Here is a 15,965-nt window from a genome sequence, read left to right as displayed (position 1 = left end):
TCACCCTAGTGCCGCGACAGGCACTAGTTCCTGAGCTGGAGGGCCAGCATGGCGATGTCGTCCTCTCGGTCGTGGCCGAAGGAGGCCAGCAGGGTGTCGCAGAGTGCTTCCAGGCCGGGCAGGGCGCCGACGGCGGCGGCGCGGAGGTGCTCCATGGAGTCCGTGAGGTCGGTGCCGCGGGTCTCGATCAGGCCGTCGGTGACCATGAGGAGGCGGTCGGTGGGCTCGAGGAGCAGTTCGGTGGGCGGCGGATGCGGCAGGCCCACGCCGAGCAGCGGGCCGGACGCCTTGACGTACTCGGCGCTGCCCTTCTCGCCGAGGACCAGCGGCGGCACATGACCGGCGTTGGCGATGCGGACCCGTCCGGTGGCCGGGTCGATCAGCGCCAGGCAGACGGTGGCCGTGACGTCGCCGTGGTAGTGCACCAGCATCCGGTCGAGCCGCTCGGCGAGCACCGCCGGGTCGCTCTCGTCGACGCAGTAGGCGCGCAGCGCGTGCCGCAGCTCCACCATGACGGTGGCCGCGTCCAGCGAGTGCCCCACGACGTCGCCGACGGCGGCGAGCACGCCCTCGGGCACCCGCAGCGCGGCGTAGAAGTCGCCGCCGATCTCGGTGTCGCTGGACGCCGGCACGTACCGGACCGCGATGTCGACGCCCGGCAGCTCGGGCATCCGGTGCGGCTGCGGCAGGAAGCTGTGCTGGAGGGTGAGCGCGACATGCCGCTCGACCTGGTACATCAGCAGCGGCTCGGCCGCCAGCGCGGTGGCCTGGGCCAGCTGGGCCAGCAGCGCCTCGGCCTCGGGACCGGCCCGGCGCAGCCCCCGGGTGGGAGCCGACAGACACACCGGCGCCTTGCCGTCCTGGGTGAGGACGAGCGCCAGCCGGGCGTCGTGCTGCACCCCGGGCCGGAAGAAGCCGGTGGGCCACAGCGGCGTCGGCACGGTGGTGATCTGCACCCCGGCCTGCCCCCGGGTCAGCCGCCGCAGCAGGGCGGCCACGGCCTGGTGCGCGCCCTCGTCGGGCAGCGCGAGCGAGGTGCGGTCCCGGGACAGGCCGCGGTAGAGCTGGTCGTCCTGGTCCAGGACGAACACGGCAGCCGGGCAGCCGATCAGCCGCGCGGCGCCCTCGGCGGCCGCGTCGGCGAGTTCCTGCAGCGAGCGCGCCGCCTGAATGGTGACGATGGTCTCCGACAGCAGCTGCAGCCGCCGTACCAGCGCCTGGTCGTCGGCCCGCAGCCGGGCCGCGCGCACCGCGGAGCGGACCGCCGCCTCGATCTCCTCCGGTTCGGCGGGCACCGTCAGATACGCCTCGGCGCCCGCGTCGAGGCCCTCGCAGCGGTCGGTCGGGACGACGGAGAGGGCCGAGTAGTGCACCACCGGCAGCCCGGCCATGTGCGGGCGGTCCCTGAGCAGGCGGCACAGCTCGAAGCCGCTCATGTCCGGCAGGTGCACGTCGACGAGGGCCACGTCGGGCAGGGTGCCCTTGCGCAGCCGTACGTCGACCTCGTCGAGCGCCTCGGCGCCGCTGGCGACCGCGACGACGCGGTGCCCGGCACGGCGCAGCACGGTGCCCATCGCGTACCGGCTCGCGGCCACATCGTCCACGACCAGCACCGTCGTGTCTGTCACTTTGCCGTTGACGTCCATTCCCCAGCCCTTGGACAGCAGCGGTGGGACAGACCCGGTTCCGGGCCTGCCCCACCAAAGGTAATGCCGTTGTCAGGATGCCCGGGAGAACACCGCCACAGTCCGACCCGGAACGACGAAGGTGCCCGATTCCGGCTCGTAGGAGGAGGTCTTGACGATAGGGTCCGCGCCCGACGCCTGCACGGGGTGCAGCCGGTAGGAGACTCCGGTCAGGGCACCGACCTTCTGTTCCTGCCTGGTCGGGGTCGCGTTGAACACGACGACGAGGTCACCGAGCTCCATGGTGATGACGCCGGGTGTCTCGTCCTTCCCCGACAAAGGGAACGAGAGCTTCGACTGCACCTGTCCAGCGGTGTCCAGTGAGAAGGCGCTGTCCGTCGTACGGATCCTCAGCAGATTGCGGTACGCGGCCGAGGCGCCCTCGATCTGCCGGCACCCCACCTTCACCGTGGTCAACAGGGGCTTGGCGTAAGGCCACTTGGCTTGGTTGTCGGCCGCCGGAGGCAGCCCGCGCCCGAAGCCGTTGCCGTCGGCGCAGTTCCAGTGGACGGCGTTGAACCAGTCGCCGCTGTCGTAGGAGTTGCGGTCCAGTGACTTGGAGCGCAGCAGGTCGGTGCCGGCCTGGGAGAGAGACGGGCCCTGCGAGAGGGCGGCGGTCGCCATCGCGAGGACCTGCATCCGGGCCCGGTCGTCGGCGGACGTGCCCGAGGGCAGCTTGTACGTCAGCGCGTCGAACAGGGACTCGTTGTCGTGGGCGTCGGTGTAGGCGAGGGCGTCGCCGGGGGCGTCCGCGTATCCGGCGGGCTGCCCGTTGTAGTCGACCTCGGCGCCGGTGACCTCCTTGCCGTCGGTGTCGGTGAAGCGGTACTTGGCGAGGTTTCCGGACAGCCCGACCTTGATCAGGTCCTGGTAGTGCAGGAGCCGGGCCTTCTGCTCGGCCGGCGTGCCGTTCGCGGTGGACGAGTTGGGGTCGGTGTACAGGCCGGAGGCGAAGCCCTGGACGCCGGGGTCGGAGTCGAAGGGGCTGCCGCCGCGTACGGCGTCCCGGGCGCGGTCGGAGAAGGTGGCGACGCCCGTTCCGGCCATGTTCTTCTGCGTCGCCTGCACGAAGCGGGCGTCGTCGGCGACCTCGCCGAAGTTCCAGCCCTCCCCGTACAGGATGATCTTCTTGCCGTCGACGCCGTCCTTCTCGAGGGTCAGCGCGTCGAGGGCCTTCCTGACCGCCAGGATGTTGGCCTTGGGGTGGTGTCCCATGAGGTCGAAGCGGAAGCCGTCGACCTTGTACTCCTTGGCCCAGGTGACGATGGAGTCGACGACCAGCTTGCCCATCATGGCGTTCTCGGGCGCGGTGTTCGCGCAGCAGGTGCTGTTCGCGACCGATCCGTCGGCGAGCAGCCGCTGGTAGTAGCCGGGCACGACCTGGTCGAGGACGCTGGTGTCTGCCTCCCCGCCGGCGGCTGTGTGGTTGTAGACGACGTCCATGACGACCCTGAGGCCGTCCTGGTTCAGCGACTTGACCATCTCGCGGAACTCGACCGTGCGCCGGGTGCCGTTCGGATCGGTCGCGTACGAGCCCTCCGGGACGGTGAAGTGGTACGGGTCGTAGCCCCAGTTGTAGGCGTCCTTGGCGGCCGTCTTCGCCACGCATGCCTGTTGCTGGTCGGAGTCGGCCGGGTAGGACGCCAGATCACAGTCGGGCGTCGCCTGGTCGGCCTTCTTCTCCGGCACGGTCGCGAAGTCGAAGGCGGGCAGCAGATGGACGTACGAGGTCCCCGCCCGGGCCAGCTCCCGCAGGCGCTTCGAGCCGTCGCTGTTCTTGTCGGTGAAGGCGAGGTACGTGCCCTGGTCCTTCGCCGGCACGGTCCGGTCCGCGACGGAGAAGTCCCGGATGTGCAGCTCCTGGATCTGGGCGTCCCGCAGCGGTACGGCCCTGGGCTTGACGAGGCCCGCCCAGCCGCTCGGGGCGAGGGACCTGTCGCCGAGGTCGACGACGAGGCTGCGCCGCGAGTTCGCGGTGAGGGCGAGGGAGTAGGGGTCGGTGACCTTGTTGGTGACGACCTTGCGGACGCTGGGCGCCCACACCTTCACGACGTACCGGTACTCCTGGCCCTTCCAGGACGCGGGCCCGGTGACGGACCAGACGCCGGTGGAGTCGTCGCGGCGCATCGGCTTGAGGGAGACGCCCAGCTCCAACGCCACGCTCTGCGCGGTGGGCGCCCAGACGGACAGGGTGGGGCGGCCCCGGTGGAAGGTCGGGCCCAATTCGGCCTTCGTCGCTCCCGCGTACAGGTCGTCGAGCACACCGGCGATCTGCACACCGGTCGCCGCCAACGCGGCGCCGTTCACGGCCCGTTGGGAGGCGACGACCTGCCCGCCGAGGGCCTGGCGCACCCGGCTCCGGTCCCTCGGGTCGACGGACCAGGCCGTGTAGGCCTTCAAGTGGGGGAACTTGGCCTTCTGGGCGTCGGTGAGCGTGGTCTTCGTCAGGCGCAGCCAGCGCTCGTCGTCGCTGGTCAGCGCCCCGTTCTTCACGGCGATCGAGCCGTCGTGGGAGTACACGAGCTGAGTGGAGGCGGCCGCGTCGGAGCCGTTCCAGGCGACGGTGTTCCGGTCGATCCAGACCGCCTTGGAGGTGGTCAGGTCGAGTGCGGCGGCCGAGCCGGCGGGCTGGGGCAGCAGGTACTTCTCCTGACCGTTCAGCAGCCACACCTCGTGGCCGTTGGACTTGAGGTCCAGGGACTGGTCGGCGGGCAGGTCCTTCTCGTCGCCCTTGTGGATGATGTAACTGAGGCTGGTGGCACCGTCGGTGAGCGGCACCTCGAAGACCGCGCCATACGCGTCGGTCCGGACCGGCTTCAGCGGGCTCGACCAGTCCGTGGGCTGCGCGGCACCGGTCCAGACGTGCAGTCCCCAGCCGTCGTAGTTCCCGTCGGCCCGGTGGTAGTGGATGACCGCCTTCGTCCTGTCCTGCGCCGGGTAGTCGGGCCGTGTCGTCTGCACCGCCTCCTTGCCCTGCTCGATCCAGACCTCGCCGGTCTTGGTGACGTCGATGGAACGGTCGGCGGAGACGTCCTTGTCGCCGTTCTTGTCGATGACGAGGAAGCCGACGCTGGAGGCCCCCGGCTTCAGCTTCACGTAGGCGAAGGCGCCGTAGGCGTCCCGGCCGACGAACGGGTGGCTGGCGGGCCAGGTCGTGGACTCGCCGTCGGCGAGGTCGCCCCAGGCGTACAGGCCCCAGTCGGCGTAGTCGCCGTCCGTGCGCTTGTAGTGGACGATCGCGTAGTCGCGGGAGGAGGCGGTGGGGACCTGGGGGGCGGGCGGTGTACCGGTGGTGGAGGTGGCCGTGGCGGACGCGAGGTGCCCGGCCGCGTCGACGACAACCGCCTTGTAGCGCAGGGGAGTTCCGGCCGGTACGTCCTTGGCGATGGTCTGGGTGACCTTGTACGGGGCGTGGTCGGCGGAGCCGAGCGTCCGCCACTTTCCGTCGCCGGCCTGGGCGGCGAAGACGACGCGGTTGAGCCCGCCGCCGGTGACGTCGGCGGAGAGCTCCACCGTGCCGGTGGCTCCAGCGTCGGGCGCCTTGAGGGTGAGCGTCGGCCGCACGGTCGGCTCGGCGAGCGGGAGCGCCGCCCTGAGGACGATCGCCGAGTCGGCCGGTACGGTGACGGTGACCTGCCGGTCGGCGCCGGACATGACGGCGCCCGAAGTGCCGTACACGCCACGGAACGTCATGTTCGCCGAACCGGTCGGGAAGGTCGCCGTCCTGGCCTGGTCGGCGTTGTTGAGGGCGACGACGTACTCGGTCCTGTCGCTTCCGGTGCGCGAGAAGGCGTAGACACCGGGGCCGTCGGCCGCGTACCGCTGGGTCTGGACGCCGTCGGCGAGGGCCGGGTTGTCCTTGCGCAGCTTGCCGAGAGCACTGATCCGCCGGTAGAGCGGCGCTCTCGTGTCGTACGCGTCGCTGGCGGCGGTGCGGTCGGTGCCGATCTCGTCGTCGTCGAGGTAGTCGGCGACCTTGGAGGCGAACATCGTCTGCCGGGCGTCCTTGTCGCCACCGGAGCCGGTGAAGCCCTGCTCGTCGCCGTAGTAGACGACGGGGTTGCCGCGGCTGAAGAACATCAGCTCATGGGCGAACTCGTCCTTCTTCAGGATCTCGGCGTCCGTGGCCTTCGGGTTGTCCTGCTTCAGGAAGTACCCGATCCGGCCCATGTCGTGGTTGCCGAGGAAGGTGACCTGCTCGTACGCGTTGGCCTTGTCGGTCGTGTACTTGTAGTCGTCGCCGAAGACCGACGCCAGCTTCTGCGCGCTGCCGCCCTGGGATGCGTAGGCGCGGGCCGCGTCCTGGAAGGGGAAGTCGAGGGTGGCGTCGAGCCGGCCCTGGGTGACGTACGGGGAGGTGACGGAGGTGTCGGCGGAGTAGGTCTCGCCGAACAGGAAGAAGTCCTTACGGCCGTGCCGTGCCGCGTACGCGTCCAGCGCGGTCGCCCACTGCGTCCAGAACTCCATGTTCACGTTCTTGACGGTGTCGATGCGGAAGCCGTCGATGGCGAAGTCCCGCACCCAGCGCTCGTAGATCTTCTCCATGCCGCTGACGACCTCGGGCCGCTCGGTCCACAGATCGTCCAGACCGGAGAAGTCGCCGTAGGTCGCGGACTCGCCGGCGAAGGTCGAGTCACCCCGGTTGTGGTACATCGTCGGGTCGTTGAGCCAGGCCGGGACCTTGTTGTTCGAGGTGACGACCGGGGTGCGCGGGAAGGAGGCTCGGGAGACGGCCGGGAACTTCTTCGTGCCGTCCGCGTAGTCGGCGTCGTCGAAGGGCCGCCCGTCCTTGGTGAGGTAGGGGAAGGCGCCCTTGGACAGGTAGTCGTAGGACTTGGGCTCGTAGTCGACGACGTCGGCGGTGTGGTTGGTGATGACGTCGAAGAAGACCTTCATGCCCTTGGCGTGCGCCTTGGAGATCAGGGTGCGCAGGTCCTCGTTGGTGCCGAAGTGCGGGTCGACCTGGGTGAAGTCGGTGATCCAGTAGCCGTGGTAGCCGGCCGAGGCGTTGCTCCCGGTGCCCTGCACGGGCCGGTTCTTGAAGATCGGGGCCATCCAGATGGCGGTGGTGCCGAGGCCCTTGATGTAGTCGAGGCGCCGGGTCAGGCCCTTGAGGTCGCCGCCCTGGTAGAACCCCTTGTCGGTGGGGTCGTAGCCGGTGGACAGGCGTGAACCGGTCAGCCCGCCCTTGTCGTTGCCCTTGTCGCCGTTGGCGAAACGGTCCGGCAGGACGAAGTAGAACTGCTCGCGGGTGTCGCCGTGCCGGGCGGGCGCGGCGGCGAGCGTCGCGTCGGACGGCGGCGGGGGCGGGGTGGCGGCCCGCGCGGCCAGTGGCTGGATCAGGGCGGCGGCGAGGGCCACGACGGTGACGGCCGCGACCCGTCTCGCTCTCGGTATCACAGGCGGGAACTCCTTGCGATGACGGCTCTGGTGGGTCCGACCCCGCGCGACCGTATCGCCGACGAAAGGCTTACAGCAAGAGGCTTGAAACTCACAGCAAGAATTTTCAACGCCAATCTTGACGTGCCCTTCTCAACTGCCCCACGCTCGCCACTGGTTGAAACTCAAACACCCCATCGGAGCCGCACATGAACGGACACCACCCCCCAGGTGTCTTCCGGCGCACGGCCACCGCCCTGGCCGCCGGCACGCTGGCCCTCGCGGGCGCCGTGGCGCTGCCCGCCGCCGACGCGCACGCGGACACCACCGCCAAGGGCGATGTCATCGCCAACCTCTGGGAATGGAACTGGGACTCCGTCGCCGCCGAGTGCACCAACGTGCTGGGCCCGGCGGGCTACGGCGCGGTCCAGGTCGCACCCCCCGAGGAGTCCCTGAAGCAGTCCAGTTACTACTGGTGGGACGTCTACCAGCCCTACTCCTACGACCTGAACAGCCGTTTCGGAACGGCGGCGAAGTTCGCGTCGATGATCAGCACCTGCCACAAGGCCGGCGTCAAGGTCTACACGGACGCGGTGGTCAACCACACCGCTGCGCAGACCGGCACCGGATACAACGGCACGACGATCACCAGCAAGTACGCCACCCCCCAGTGGGCTCGCGCCGACTACCACGACTCCTCGGACTGCCCCACCTCCGACCTGACCATCCAGGACTACTCGAACCTCACCCAGGTCCAGAACTGCGAACTTCTTGGCCTGCCGGACCTCAGGACCGGCTCGGACCACGTCCGCACGGGTCTCGCCGACTACCTGAACTCCCAACTGGCCCTCGGTGTCGACGGCTTCCGCGTGGACGCGGCCAAGCACATCCCCGAGGCCGACCTGGCGGCGATCGAGTCGAAACTGACGAACACGACGTCCGGGACGGCGCCGTACGTCTTCCAGGAGGTCTACCCCGGCTCGACCCCGCAGCCGTCCGACTACTACGCCTCCGGTGACGTCCTGGACTTCACCTACGCCGGCAAGCTGAAGTCGGCCTTCCAGGGCAACGTCAGCGACCTGTCCTCGCTCGCGAGCAGCGGCATCCTGCCGGCCGCGAACTCGGTGTCCTTCGTGACCAACCACGACACCGAGCGCAACGGCCTGCACCTGTCGTACAAGGACGGCGACACCTACAAGCTCGCCAACCTCTTCCAGCTTGCCTACAAATGGTCCACGCCGACCGTCTACGCCAGCTGGGAGTGGACCCAGAGCGACCAGGCCCCGCCGAACTCCGCGGGCTTCGTGACGAACACGGACTGCGCGGGCGGCTCCTGGTACTGCCTGGACCGGGACACCGGGGTCGTCGGGATGGTCGCCTGGCACAACGCGACCGGCACGGCCGCCGTCTCCGACTGGCAGACCAAGTCCTCGAACGTGATCGGCTTCGGCCGCTCCGGAGCGGGGTTCTTCGCGCTCAACAACGGTTCCGCCGCCGCCACTTACTCCTTCACCACCGGCATGGCCGACGGCACGTACCGGAACGTGATCGACGGCGGCGCGAGCACGGTGACGGTGTCGGGCGGCAGCGCCTCGATCACCATCCCCGCCAAGAGCGCGGTCGCCTTCTACAACGCGTCCTACACCTGCACGGTCGGCTGCGGCGACACCGGCGGCGGCTCGTCCGGCGCCACGGTGAACGCCACCTTCAATGAGTACGCGCCCACGACGTCCGGCACGAGCGTGTACGTCGTCGGGTCGATCCCGGCGCTCGGCGGCTGGGACACCTCGAAAGCGGTCCCGCTGTCGTCGTCCGGCTACCCGGTCTGGTCGGGCGAGGTGAGCGTGCCGATCAACACGCCCTTCACGTACAAGTACGTGAAGAAGGACTCCTCCGGGAACGTCACCTGGGAGTCCGACGCCAACCGGTCGGGCGCGACCACGACGTCGGCGATCACCCTGAACAACTCCTGGAACGTGGCCGACACGGACGCCACCGACGTCACCTTCAACGAGAACGCGACGACCGACTGGGGCACCAACGTCTACGTCGTCGGCTCCCTCGCCTCCCTTGGCTCCTGGAACACCGGCGACGCGATCCCGCTGTCGTCCGAGGCGTACCCGACCTGGAGCAAGCTGGTGATCGTCCCGAAGAGCACGGCCTTCACGTACAAGTACATCAAGAAGGACGGCTCGGGGAACGTGACCTGGGAGTCCGGGACGAACCGCTCCTACACGACGGGCAGTTCGTCGGGCTACACCACCAGCGACACCTGGAAGTAACCGAACGGTCCCCGACGGCCCGGGCCAGGAGCCCTCCCACGCTCCTGGTCCGGGCCGTCACCGCGGTCAGACGGCGGTGAACCACACCGTCGTGTCGGCCGGCACCTTCGTCTCGCCGTCCGCCTCGGTCACCTCGGCGCTGGTGAGCAGGACCCGCCCGTACGCCGGCGTCGTGACGGACTCGCCGCCGGTGTTCGCCACGCACACGAACTCCCCGCGCCGGAAGGCGAGGACGCCCTCCGGGGCGCGCAGCCACTCCACCGAGTCACCCGCCCCGAGGTCCGGGTGTTCCCGGCGGGCGGCGAGGGCCGCGCGGTACAGCTCCAGCGTCGAACCCGGCGTCCCCGACTGCGCCTCCACGCTCAGCTCGCCCCAGCCGGCCGGCTGCGGCAGCCAGCTCCCGCCACCGCCGAAGCCGTACGACGATCCCGTGCGCGTCCAGGGGATCGGCACCCGGCAGCCGTCGCGGAAGCCGTCCTGGCCGGCGCCCCGGAAGTACGCCGGGTCCTGGCGCACCTCGTCGGGCAGGTCGACGACGTCCGGGAGGCCGAGTTCCTCGCCCTGGTAGACGTACGCCGAACCGGGCAGCGCCAGCATCAGCAGCGTCGCCGCCCGGGCCCTGCGCAGGCCCAGCGCGCGGTCGCCGGCCAGCCGGATCTGGGTACCGAGGCCGGGCGGGTTGGCGAAGCGGGTGGCATGCCGGGTGACGTCATGGTTGGACAGCACCCAGGTGGAGGGGGCGCCGACGGGACGCATCGCCTCAAGGGTCCGGTCGACGACCTCGCGCAGTTCCTCGGCGTCCCAGGCCGTCGACAGGTACTGGAAGTTGAAGGCCTGGTGGAGTTCGTCCGGGCGGACGTAGTGCGCGGTGCGCTCGATGGTCGGCGTCCACGCCTCGGCGACAAAGATGCGCTCACCGCTGTACTCGTCCAGGATCAGCCGCCACTGCCGGTAGATCTCGTGCACGCCGTCCTGGTCGAAGAACGGCATGACATCGTTGCCCAGCAGTTTGACCTGGTCGCGGGTGCCGAGGTCGGGCAGACCGTCCGCCTTCACCAGGCCGTGGGCGACGTCGATGCGGAAGCCGTCGACGCCCATGTCCAGCCAGAAGCGCAGGATCGAGCGGAACTCGTCGCCGACGGCCGGGTGGTCCCAGTTGAAGTCGGGCTGTTCCGGCGCGAAGAGGTGCAGGTACCACTCGCCGGGGCTGCCGTCGGGCTCGGTCACCCGCGTCCACGCCGGACCGCCGAAGATCGACTCCCAGTCGTTCGGCGGGAGTTCACCGCTCGCGCCCTTTCCGGGACGGAAGTGGTAGCGGTCCCTGAGCGGCGATCCGGGGCCCTCCCGCAGCGCCCGCTTGAACCACTCGTGCTGGTCGGAGGAGTGGTTGGGGACCAGGTCGACGATGATCCGCAGCCCCAGCTCGTGCGCGTCCCGGATCAGCGCGTCCGCGTCGAGCAGGTTGCCGAACATGGGGTCGACGGCCCGGTAGTCGGCGACGTCGTACCCGGCGTCGGCCTGCGGGGAGGCGTAGAAGGGGCTGAGCCACACGGCGTCCACGCCCAGGTCGCGCAGGTACGGCAGTCGGGAACGTACGCCTTCCAGATCCCCCATTCCGTCACCGTTGCTGTCGGCGAAACTGCGCGGATAGACCTGGTAGATCACCGCGTCCCGCCACCAGTCGCTGCGCTGGGCTTCGGCGGGGTTCGGTGCCGGGGCGATGAGGGAGTGCTGCTGGCTCATGGCGTCCTTGGTACGTAACAGGGTCATGGGGTCAGGTGTGACGAGACGGCCGCGGTCACGCGGGGTCGGATGGGGACCGCGGCCGTCTCGGGTCTAGGGGGGTATGGGGGCGAAGCCCCCATAGGGACCGGCGGTCAGCCCTTCGTGCCGCCCGCGGTGAGGCCCGCCACGAGGTTCTTCTGCACCAGGTAGAAGAACGCGGACACGGGTATCGCGATCAGCACCGCCGTCGCCGCCATCAGGTTGCGCTGGGCGTCGTGCTCACTGACGAAGCTCTGCAGCCCCACCGCGAGCGTGTACTTCTTGTCGTCCAGCATGAACGTCGTGGCGAAGGCGACCTCGCCGAAGGCCGTGATGAAGCTGTAGAACGCGGCGACCGCCAGACCCGGCTTGGCGAGCGGCAGGATCAGCCGCGCGAACGTCCCGAAGGGGGTCAGCCCGTCGACACGCCCGGCCTCGTCGATCTCGAACGGGATGGTGTCGAAGTAGCCCTTGAGCAGCCAGGCGCAGTACGGCACCGCGGTCGAGCAGTAGACGAGGATGAGACCAAGATAGCTGTCGATGAGCCCCAGGTCGGACAGGATCTGGTACATCGGCACCATGAGGACGGCCACGGGGAACATCTGGGTGAGCAGGAGCACCCACATGAACTTCCGGTACCCCGGAAAGCGCATCCGGGAGACCGCGTACCCGGTGGTGGCGGCGACCAGGACGCCGAGCACGGTGGTGCCCAGCGAGACGATCAGGGAGCTCTTCAGCCAGTCGAAGAAGCTCGTGTGCTGCAGCACGAACGAGTAGTTCGAGAACGTCATCTTCTTCCAGATGCCGCCCGGGTGGAGGTAGTCGTCCTTGTCCGGGCCGAGGGACAGGAAGACGAGCCAGGCGACGGGGAAGAGCGCGATGAGGCTCGCGACGATCAGGACGCCGTGCGAGGCGAGCTTCCCGGGCAGGCTCTGCTCGCCGCGGCGCCTGAGGCTCCGGGTGGCCCGCGCGGGGCCGGCCTCGCGCGCCTCGGCGGAGGTGTCGACAGTGGTCGTACTCATGGGAGTTCCTGCCTCAGATCGCGAGCTGCTGGTCGTTGCGGTTCAGCCAGCGGCGGTAGAAGGAGGTGAAGACGACAAGGACGGCCAGCAGCAGCATGCCGTAGGACGCGGACTGTGCGAAGTCGCGCGGCTGCTGTCCGAAGCCGAGGTAGTAGGCCCAGGTGACGAGGATCTGGGCGTCCGGTGCCGAGGTCGCGCCGAACAGCAGGAAGATGACGGCGAACTGGTTGAAGGTCCAGATGACGCCGAGCAGGACGACGGTGGAGCTGACCGACCTGAGACCCGGAAGGGTGACGTAGCGGAACCGCTGCCAGGCGGTCGCGCCGTCCATCTCGGCGGCCTCGTACAGCGAGGCGTCGATGGACTGGAGTCCGCCGAGCAGCGAGATCATCATGAACGGCACACCGCACCAGGTGTTGACCATGACGGCGGCGAACCGCTGCCAGAAGGTGTCCTCCAGCCAGGACGGCTGGGGCAGGTGCAGCGTGTGGAGGAAGGAGTTGATGATGCCGCCGTCGCCGAGCATGATGCGCCAGCCGAACACGGTGACGAAGGTGGGCACCGCCCACGGCACGATCAGCATGAGCCGGTAGAAGGTCCGGCCGCGCAGTTTCTGGTTGAGCAGCAGCGCGAGGCCCAGGCCGATCGTGTAGTGCAGCGTGACGCACAGGACCGTCCATGCCACCGTCCAGATGAAGTGCGACCAGAAGCGGTCGTACGACAGCGGGCCGAACAGGATGTCCTTGTAGTTGCCGAGCCCGATGAACTTGTACGTGGCGTCGATGTGGTTGACGCCGATCGTGCGCGCGGTGTTGAGGCTGTTGGCGTCGGTGAGCGTCAGGTACAGGCCGTACACCAGGGGGTACAGCACGAGGACGCCGAGCACGACGGCCACGGGGGTGATCATCGCGTAGGCGTACCAGTGCTTCTGGTAGCCGTGCTTGAGGCGTTGGGCGACTGCTGTCATGGGTTCTCGGCACCTTCGGGAGGATCAAGGAGTACGGCGCTGCGCGCAGGCCGGTGGCCGCCGGATCCCTCCCCCCGTGGACCGGGGGATCCGACGGCCACGCGGGGCTTACTTGCTGAAGTCGGGCACCAGCTTGGCGATGGCCAGTTCGGCGTTGCTCAGGCCCTTGTCCAGGGACTCCTTGCCCCCGGCGATCTTCGGCAGCTCGGTGTCCAGCGGGCCCCACAGGGAGCTGTACTCGGGCAGCGCGGGGCGCGGCTGGGCGGCCGGCAGCACCGTCTGGTAGCCGGCGATGCCCGGATCGGCCTTGACCTCGGCGGTGTAGGCGTCGTCACGCGTCGGCAGCGTGGAGTTCTTCAGGGCGATCTCCGTCTGGGACTTGGCGGAGGTCATGAAGTTGACGAACTTCAGGGCCGCCTTCTGGTGCGCGGAGTCCGAGCCGGCGTAGACGGACAGGTTGTGACCGCCGGTGGGGGCGCCCGCCTTGCCGCTGGTGCCGGCCGGGACGGTGGCGATGCCGAGGTTGGACTTGTCCTTGAAGGCGCTGCCCTTGTAGAAGTTCGTGATCTCCCAGGGGCCCTGGATGATCGAGGCGACCTTGCCGTTGACGAAGGCGTCCTGGATGTGGGCGTAGGCGTCGGCGGTGGTGTCGGCCTTGTGCAGGCCCGTGCCGGAGAACAGGCTCAGCCAGGTGCCGTAGGCCTTCTTCGCGGCGTCCGAGCCGACAGTGATCTTCTTGGCGGAGGCGTCGACGGTGTCGGTGCCCTCGCCGTAGAGGAAGGTCTGCGCGTAGTAGGCCTGGGTGGAGCCCCAGTAGCCGTCGGCCTTCGTCTTGTCCTTGACCTTCGCGGCGTCGGCCTTCAGCTCGTCCCAGGTCTTGGGGGGCTCGGTGATGCCGGCCTGCTTGAAGAGGGCCTTGTTGTAGACGAGGGCGAGGGTGTCGGTGACCAGCGGGACGCCGTAGGTCTTGCCGTCGTACTGGGCCTGCTTGATCAGGTTGGGCTGGAACTTTGCCTGGTCGGCGAGGGCCTCGGTACCGTCCAGCGGCAGGAAGTAGCCCTTCTTCGCGAAGGCGGGGGTCCAGCCGACCTCGGAACGCAGCACGTCCGGGGCGCCCTTGGAGCCGGCGGCGGTGTCGAACTTGTTCTGCGCCTGGTCGAAGGGGACGTTGACGTACGTGACCTTGATGCCCTTGTTGGCGGCCTCGAACTCCTTGACGAGGGCCTTGTAGGTCGGTGCCTCATTGGTGGCGTTGGAGGTGTCCCACCAGGTGATGGTGACCGGGCCGCCGCTCTTGTCGCTGCCGCTGTCACTTCCGCCGCACGCCGTCGCCGCGAGGGCGAGGGACGCCACCAGCGCGGTGGCCGCTATGCCACGCCGCATGAGTTCTCCTTGAGGGTTAAGCCCGTGGGATGCAGGGGGCGGCCCCGTCTGCCGTCCCTGCTGTGCCGACTGCGCCGTTGCGTCTGCCGGGCGTCAGGGAACGTAACAGCGATGCAAGCGTTGCGAAAGACCTTGCAGAAAAAAATCGCAAGGGGCCGCGGAAGTTACCCCGTCGTGACCGCTTGTCAGCCCTGCGAGACCGTTGTTCTGCGGGGCTGAGCGGGCAGGGGCAGCTTGTGCAAGACTCTGCAAGCTCTTGCCATCCGGCCCCGGCGCAGGAATCATCCCCTTGCGGGACAAGGGGCACCGACCAGCACCGACCAGAACAGAGGGACCGCGATGACGATACGGCCGGTACAGTCCGGTGCCGTGACCACACGGCTAGCCGACATCGCTGCGCAGGCGGGGGTGAGCGAAGCGACCGTCAGCCGCGTCCTCAACGGCAAGCCGGGCGTCGCCTCCACCACCCGCCAGTCCGTCCTCGCCGCCCTCGACGTGCTGGGCTACGAGCGCCCGGTGCGGCTGCGGCAGCGCAGCGAGGGCCTGGTGGGCCTGATCACCCCCGAGCTGGAGAACCCGATATTCCCGGCGTTGGCCCAGGTGATCGGCCAGGCGCTGACCAGGCAGGGCTACACCCCGGTGCTCGCCACCCAGACCCCGGGCGGCTCCACCGAGGACGAGCTGACGGAGATGCTCGTCGACCGCGGGGTCGCCGGCATCATCTACGTCTCCGGGCTGCACGCCGACACCAACGCCGACATGGAGCGCTACGAGCGGCTGCGCGCGCAGGGCGTGCCGTACGTCCTGGTGGACGGCTTCTCACCGAAGGTGCAGGCGCCGTTCATCTCCCCCGACGACCGCGCGGCGATGACGCTGGCGGTGACGCACCTGGTGTCCCTCGGGCACACCCGTATCGGTCTCGCCCTCGGCCCCAAGCGTTTCGTGCCGGTCCAGCGCAAGATCGAGGGTTTCGTGCGCGCGATGCAGGACCAGTTGGGCCTGGGCGCGGAGACGGTGGAGCGGGAGCTAGTCCAGCACTCGCTGTACACCCTGGAGGGCGGGCAGGCCGCGGCCACCGCGCTGATCGGCCGCGCCTGTACGGCGGTGGTGTGCGCGAGCGACATGATGGCGCTCGGCGCGATACGCGCGGCGCGGCAGCACGGGCTCGAAGTGCCGCGGGACATCTCGGTGGTGGGCTTCGACGACTCGCCGCTGATCGCCTTCACCGACCCGCCGCTGACCACGATCCGCAAGCCGGTGCCGGCGATGGGCCAGGCGGCGGTACGGACGTTGCTGGAGGAGATCGGGGGGACTCCGGCGCCGCACAGCGAGTTCGTGTTCATGCCGGAACTGGTGGTGCGGGGGTCGACGGCTTCGGCTCCCGGGGAGCGGAATCGTCCCTGAGGGGGAGAATGCCGCGTCACCCGCGGTGCACCCGTAGTACGCCGGGAGGTCTTCCCGGCGTAGGACATGCGGGACGAAC

The 15,965-nt window shown here is 69.2% G+C and carries 8 protein-coding genes; 2 read left to right on the top strand and 6 right to left on the bottom strand.

Going from position 1 to position 15,965, the window contains the following annotated elements; all coding sequences use genetic code 11:
- Positions 1 to 23: 23 nt before the first annotated feature.
- Positions 24 to 1,646 carry a SpoIIE family protein phosphatase gene (locus tag ACIRVK_RS20710; RefSeq protein WP_404249022.1) on the bottom strand — a complete coding sequence of 541 codons (1,623 nt, stop codon included), beginning with the start codon at positions 1,644 to 1,646 and terminating at the stop codon, positions 24 to 26.
- Positions 1,647 to 1,718: 72 nt separating this feature from the next.
- Positions 1,719 to 7,085, bottom strand: coding sequence for a pullulanase-type alpha-1,6-glucosidase (gene pulA / locus ACIRVK_RS20705; RefSeq protein ID WP_404249020.1), 5,367 nt, complete (start codon positions 7,083 to 7,085; stop codon positions 1,719 to 1,721).
- A gap of 188 nt (positions 7,086 to 7,273) precedes the next feature.
- On the opposite strand from pulA, the gene ACIRVK_RS20700 reads away from it, so the two are divergent.
- Positions 7,274 to 9,346 (top strand): carbohydrate-binding module family 20 domain-containing protein, encoded by a 2,073-nt coding sequence (locus tag ACIRVK_RS20700; RefSeq protein ID WP_404249018.1) that lies wholly within the window; start codon positions 7,274 to 7,276, stop codon positions 9,344 to 9,346.
- A 66-nt stretch (positions 9,347 to 9,412) separates the two neighbouring features.
- Here the strand turns inward: ACIRVK_RS20700 and ACIRVK_RS20695 are convergent, their stop codons facing one another.
- From ACIRVK_RS20695 to ACIRVK_RS20680, 4 genes are all read right to left on the bottom strand, one after another.
- The gene (locus tag ACIRVK_RS20695) at positions 9,413 to 11,089 is read right to left on the bottom strand and encodes a glycoside hydrolase family 13 protein (protein WP_404249068.1); all 1,677 of its coding nucleotides are present in this window, start codon (positions 11,087 to 11,089) and stop codon (positions 9,413 to 9,415) included.
- Between the two features lie 134 nt (positions 11,090 to 11,223).
- Positions 11,224 to 12,132: a sugar ABC transporter permease gene (locus ACIRVK_RS20690; RefSeq protein ID WP_404249016.1), complete on the bottom strand. Its 909-nt coding sequence runs from the start codon at positions 12,130 to 12,132 to the stop codon at positions 11,224 to 11,226.
- A 13-nt stretch (positions 12,133 to 12,145) separates the two neighbouring features.
- Positions 12,146 to 13,099 carry a carbohydrate ABC transporter permease gene (locus ACIRVK_RS20685; protein WP_404249014.1) on the bottom strand — a complete coding sequence of 318 codons (954 nt, stop codon included), beginning with the start codon at positions 13,097 to 13,099 and terminating at the stop codon, positions 12,146 to 12,148.
- Between the two features lie 108 nt (positions 13,100 to 13,207).
- Positions 13,208 to 14,482, bottom strand: coding sequence for an extracellular solute-binding protein (locus ACIRVK_RS20680; protein WP_404249012.1), 1,275 nt, complete (start codon positions 14,480 to 14,482; stop codon positions 13,208 to 13,210).
- A 369-nt stretch (positions 14,483 to 14,851) separates the two neighbouring features.
- On the opposite strand from ACIRVK_RS20680, the gene ACIRVK_RS20675 reads away from it, so the two are divergent.
- Positions 14,852 to 15,886 (top strand): LacI family DNA-binding transcriptional regulator, encoded by a 1,035-nt coding sequence (locus ACIRVK_RS20675; RefSeq protein WP_404249010.1) that lies wholly within the window; start codon positions 14,852 to 14,854, stop codon positions 15,884 to 15,886.
- Positions 15,887 to 15,965 lie beyond the last annotated feature (79 nt).

The organism is Streptomyces sp. NPDC101152, assembly GCF_044768275.1.
In the GTDB taxonomy this organism is placed as follows: Bacteria; Actinomycetota; Actinomycetes; order Streptomycetales; family Streptomycetaceae; genus Streptomyces.
This window is presented reverse-complemented; position numbering and strand designations above follow the sequence as displayed.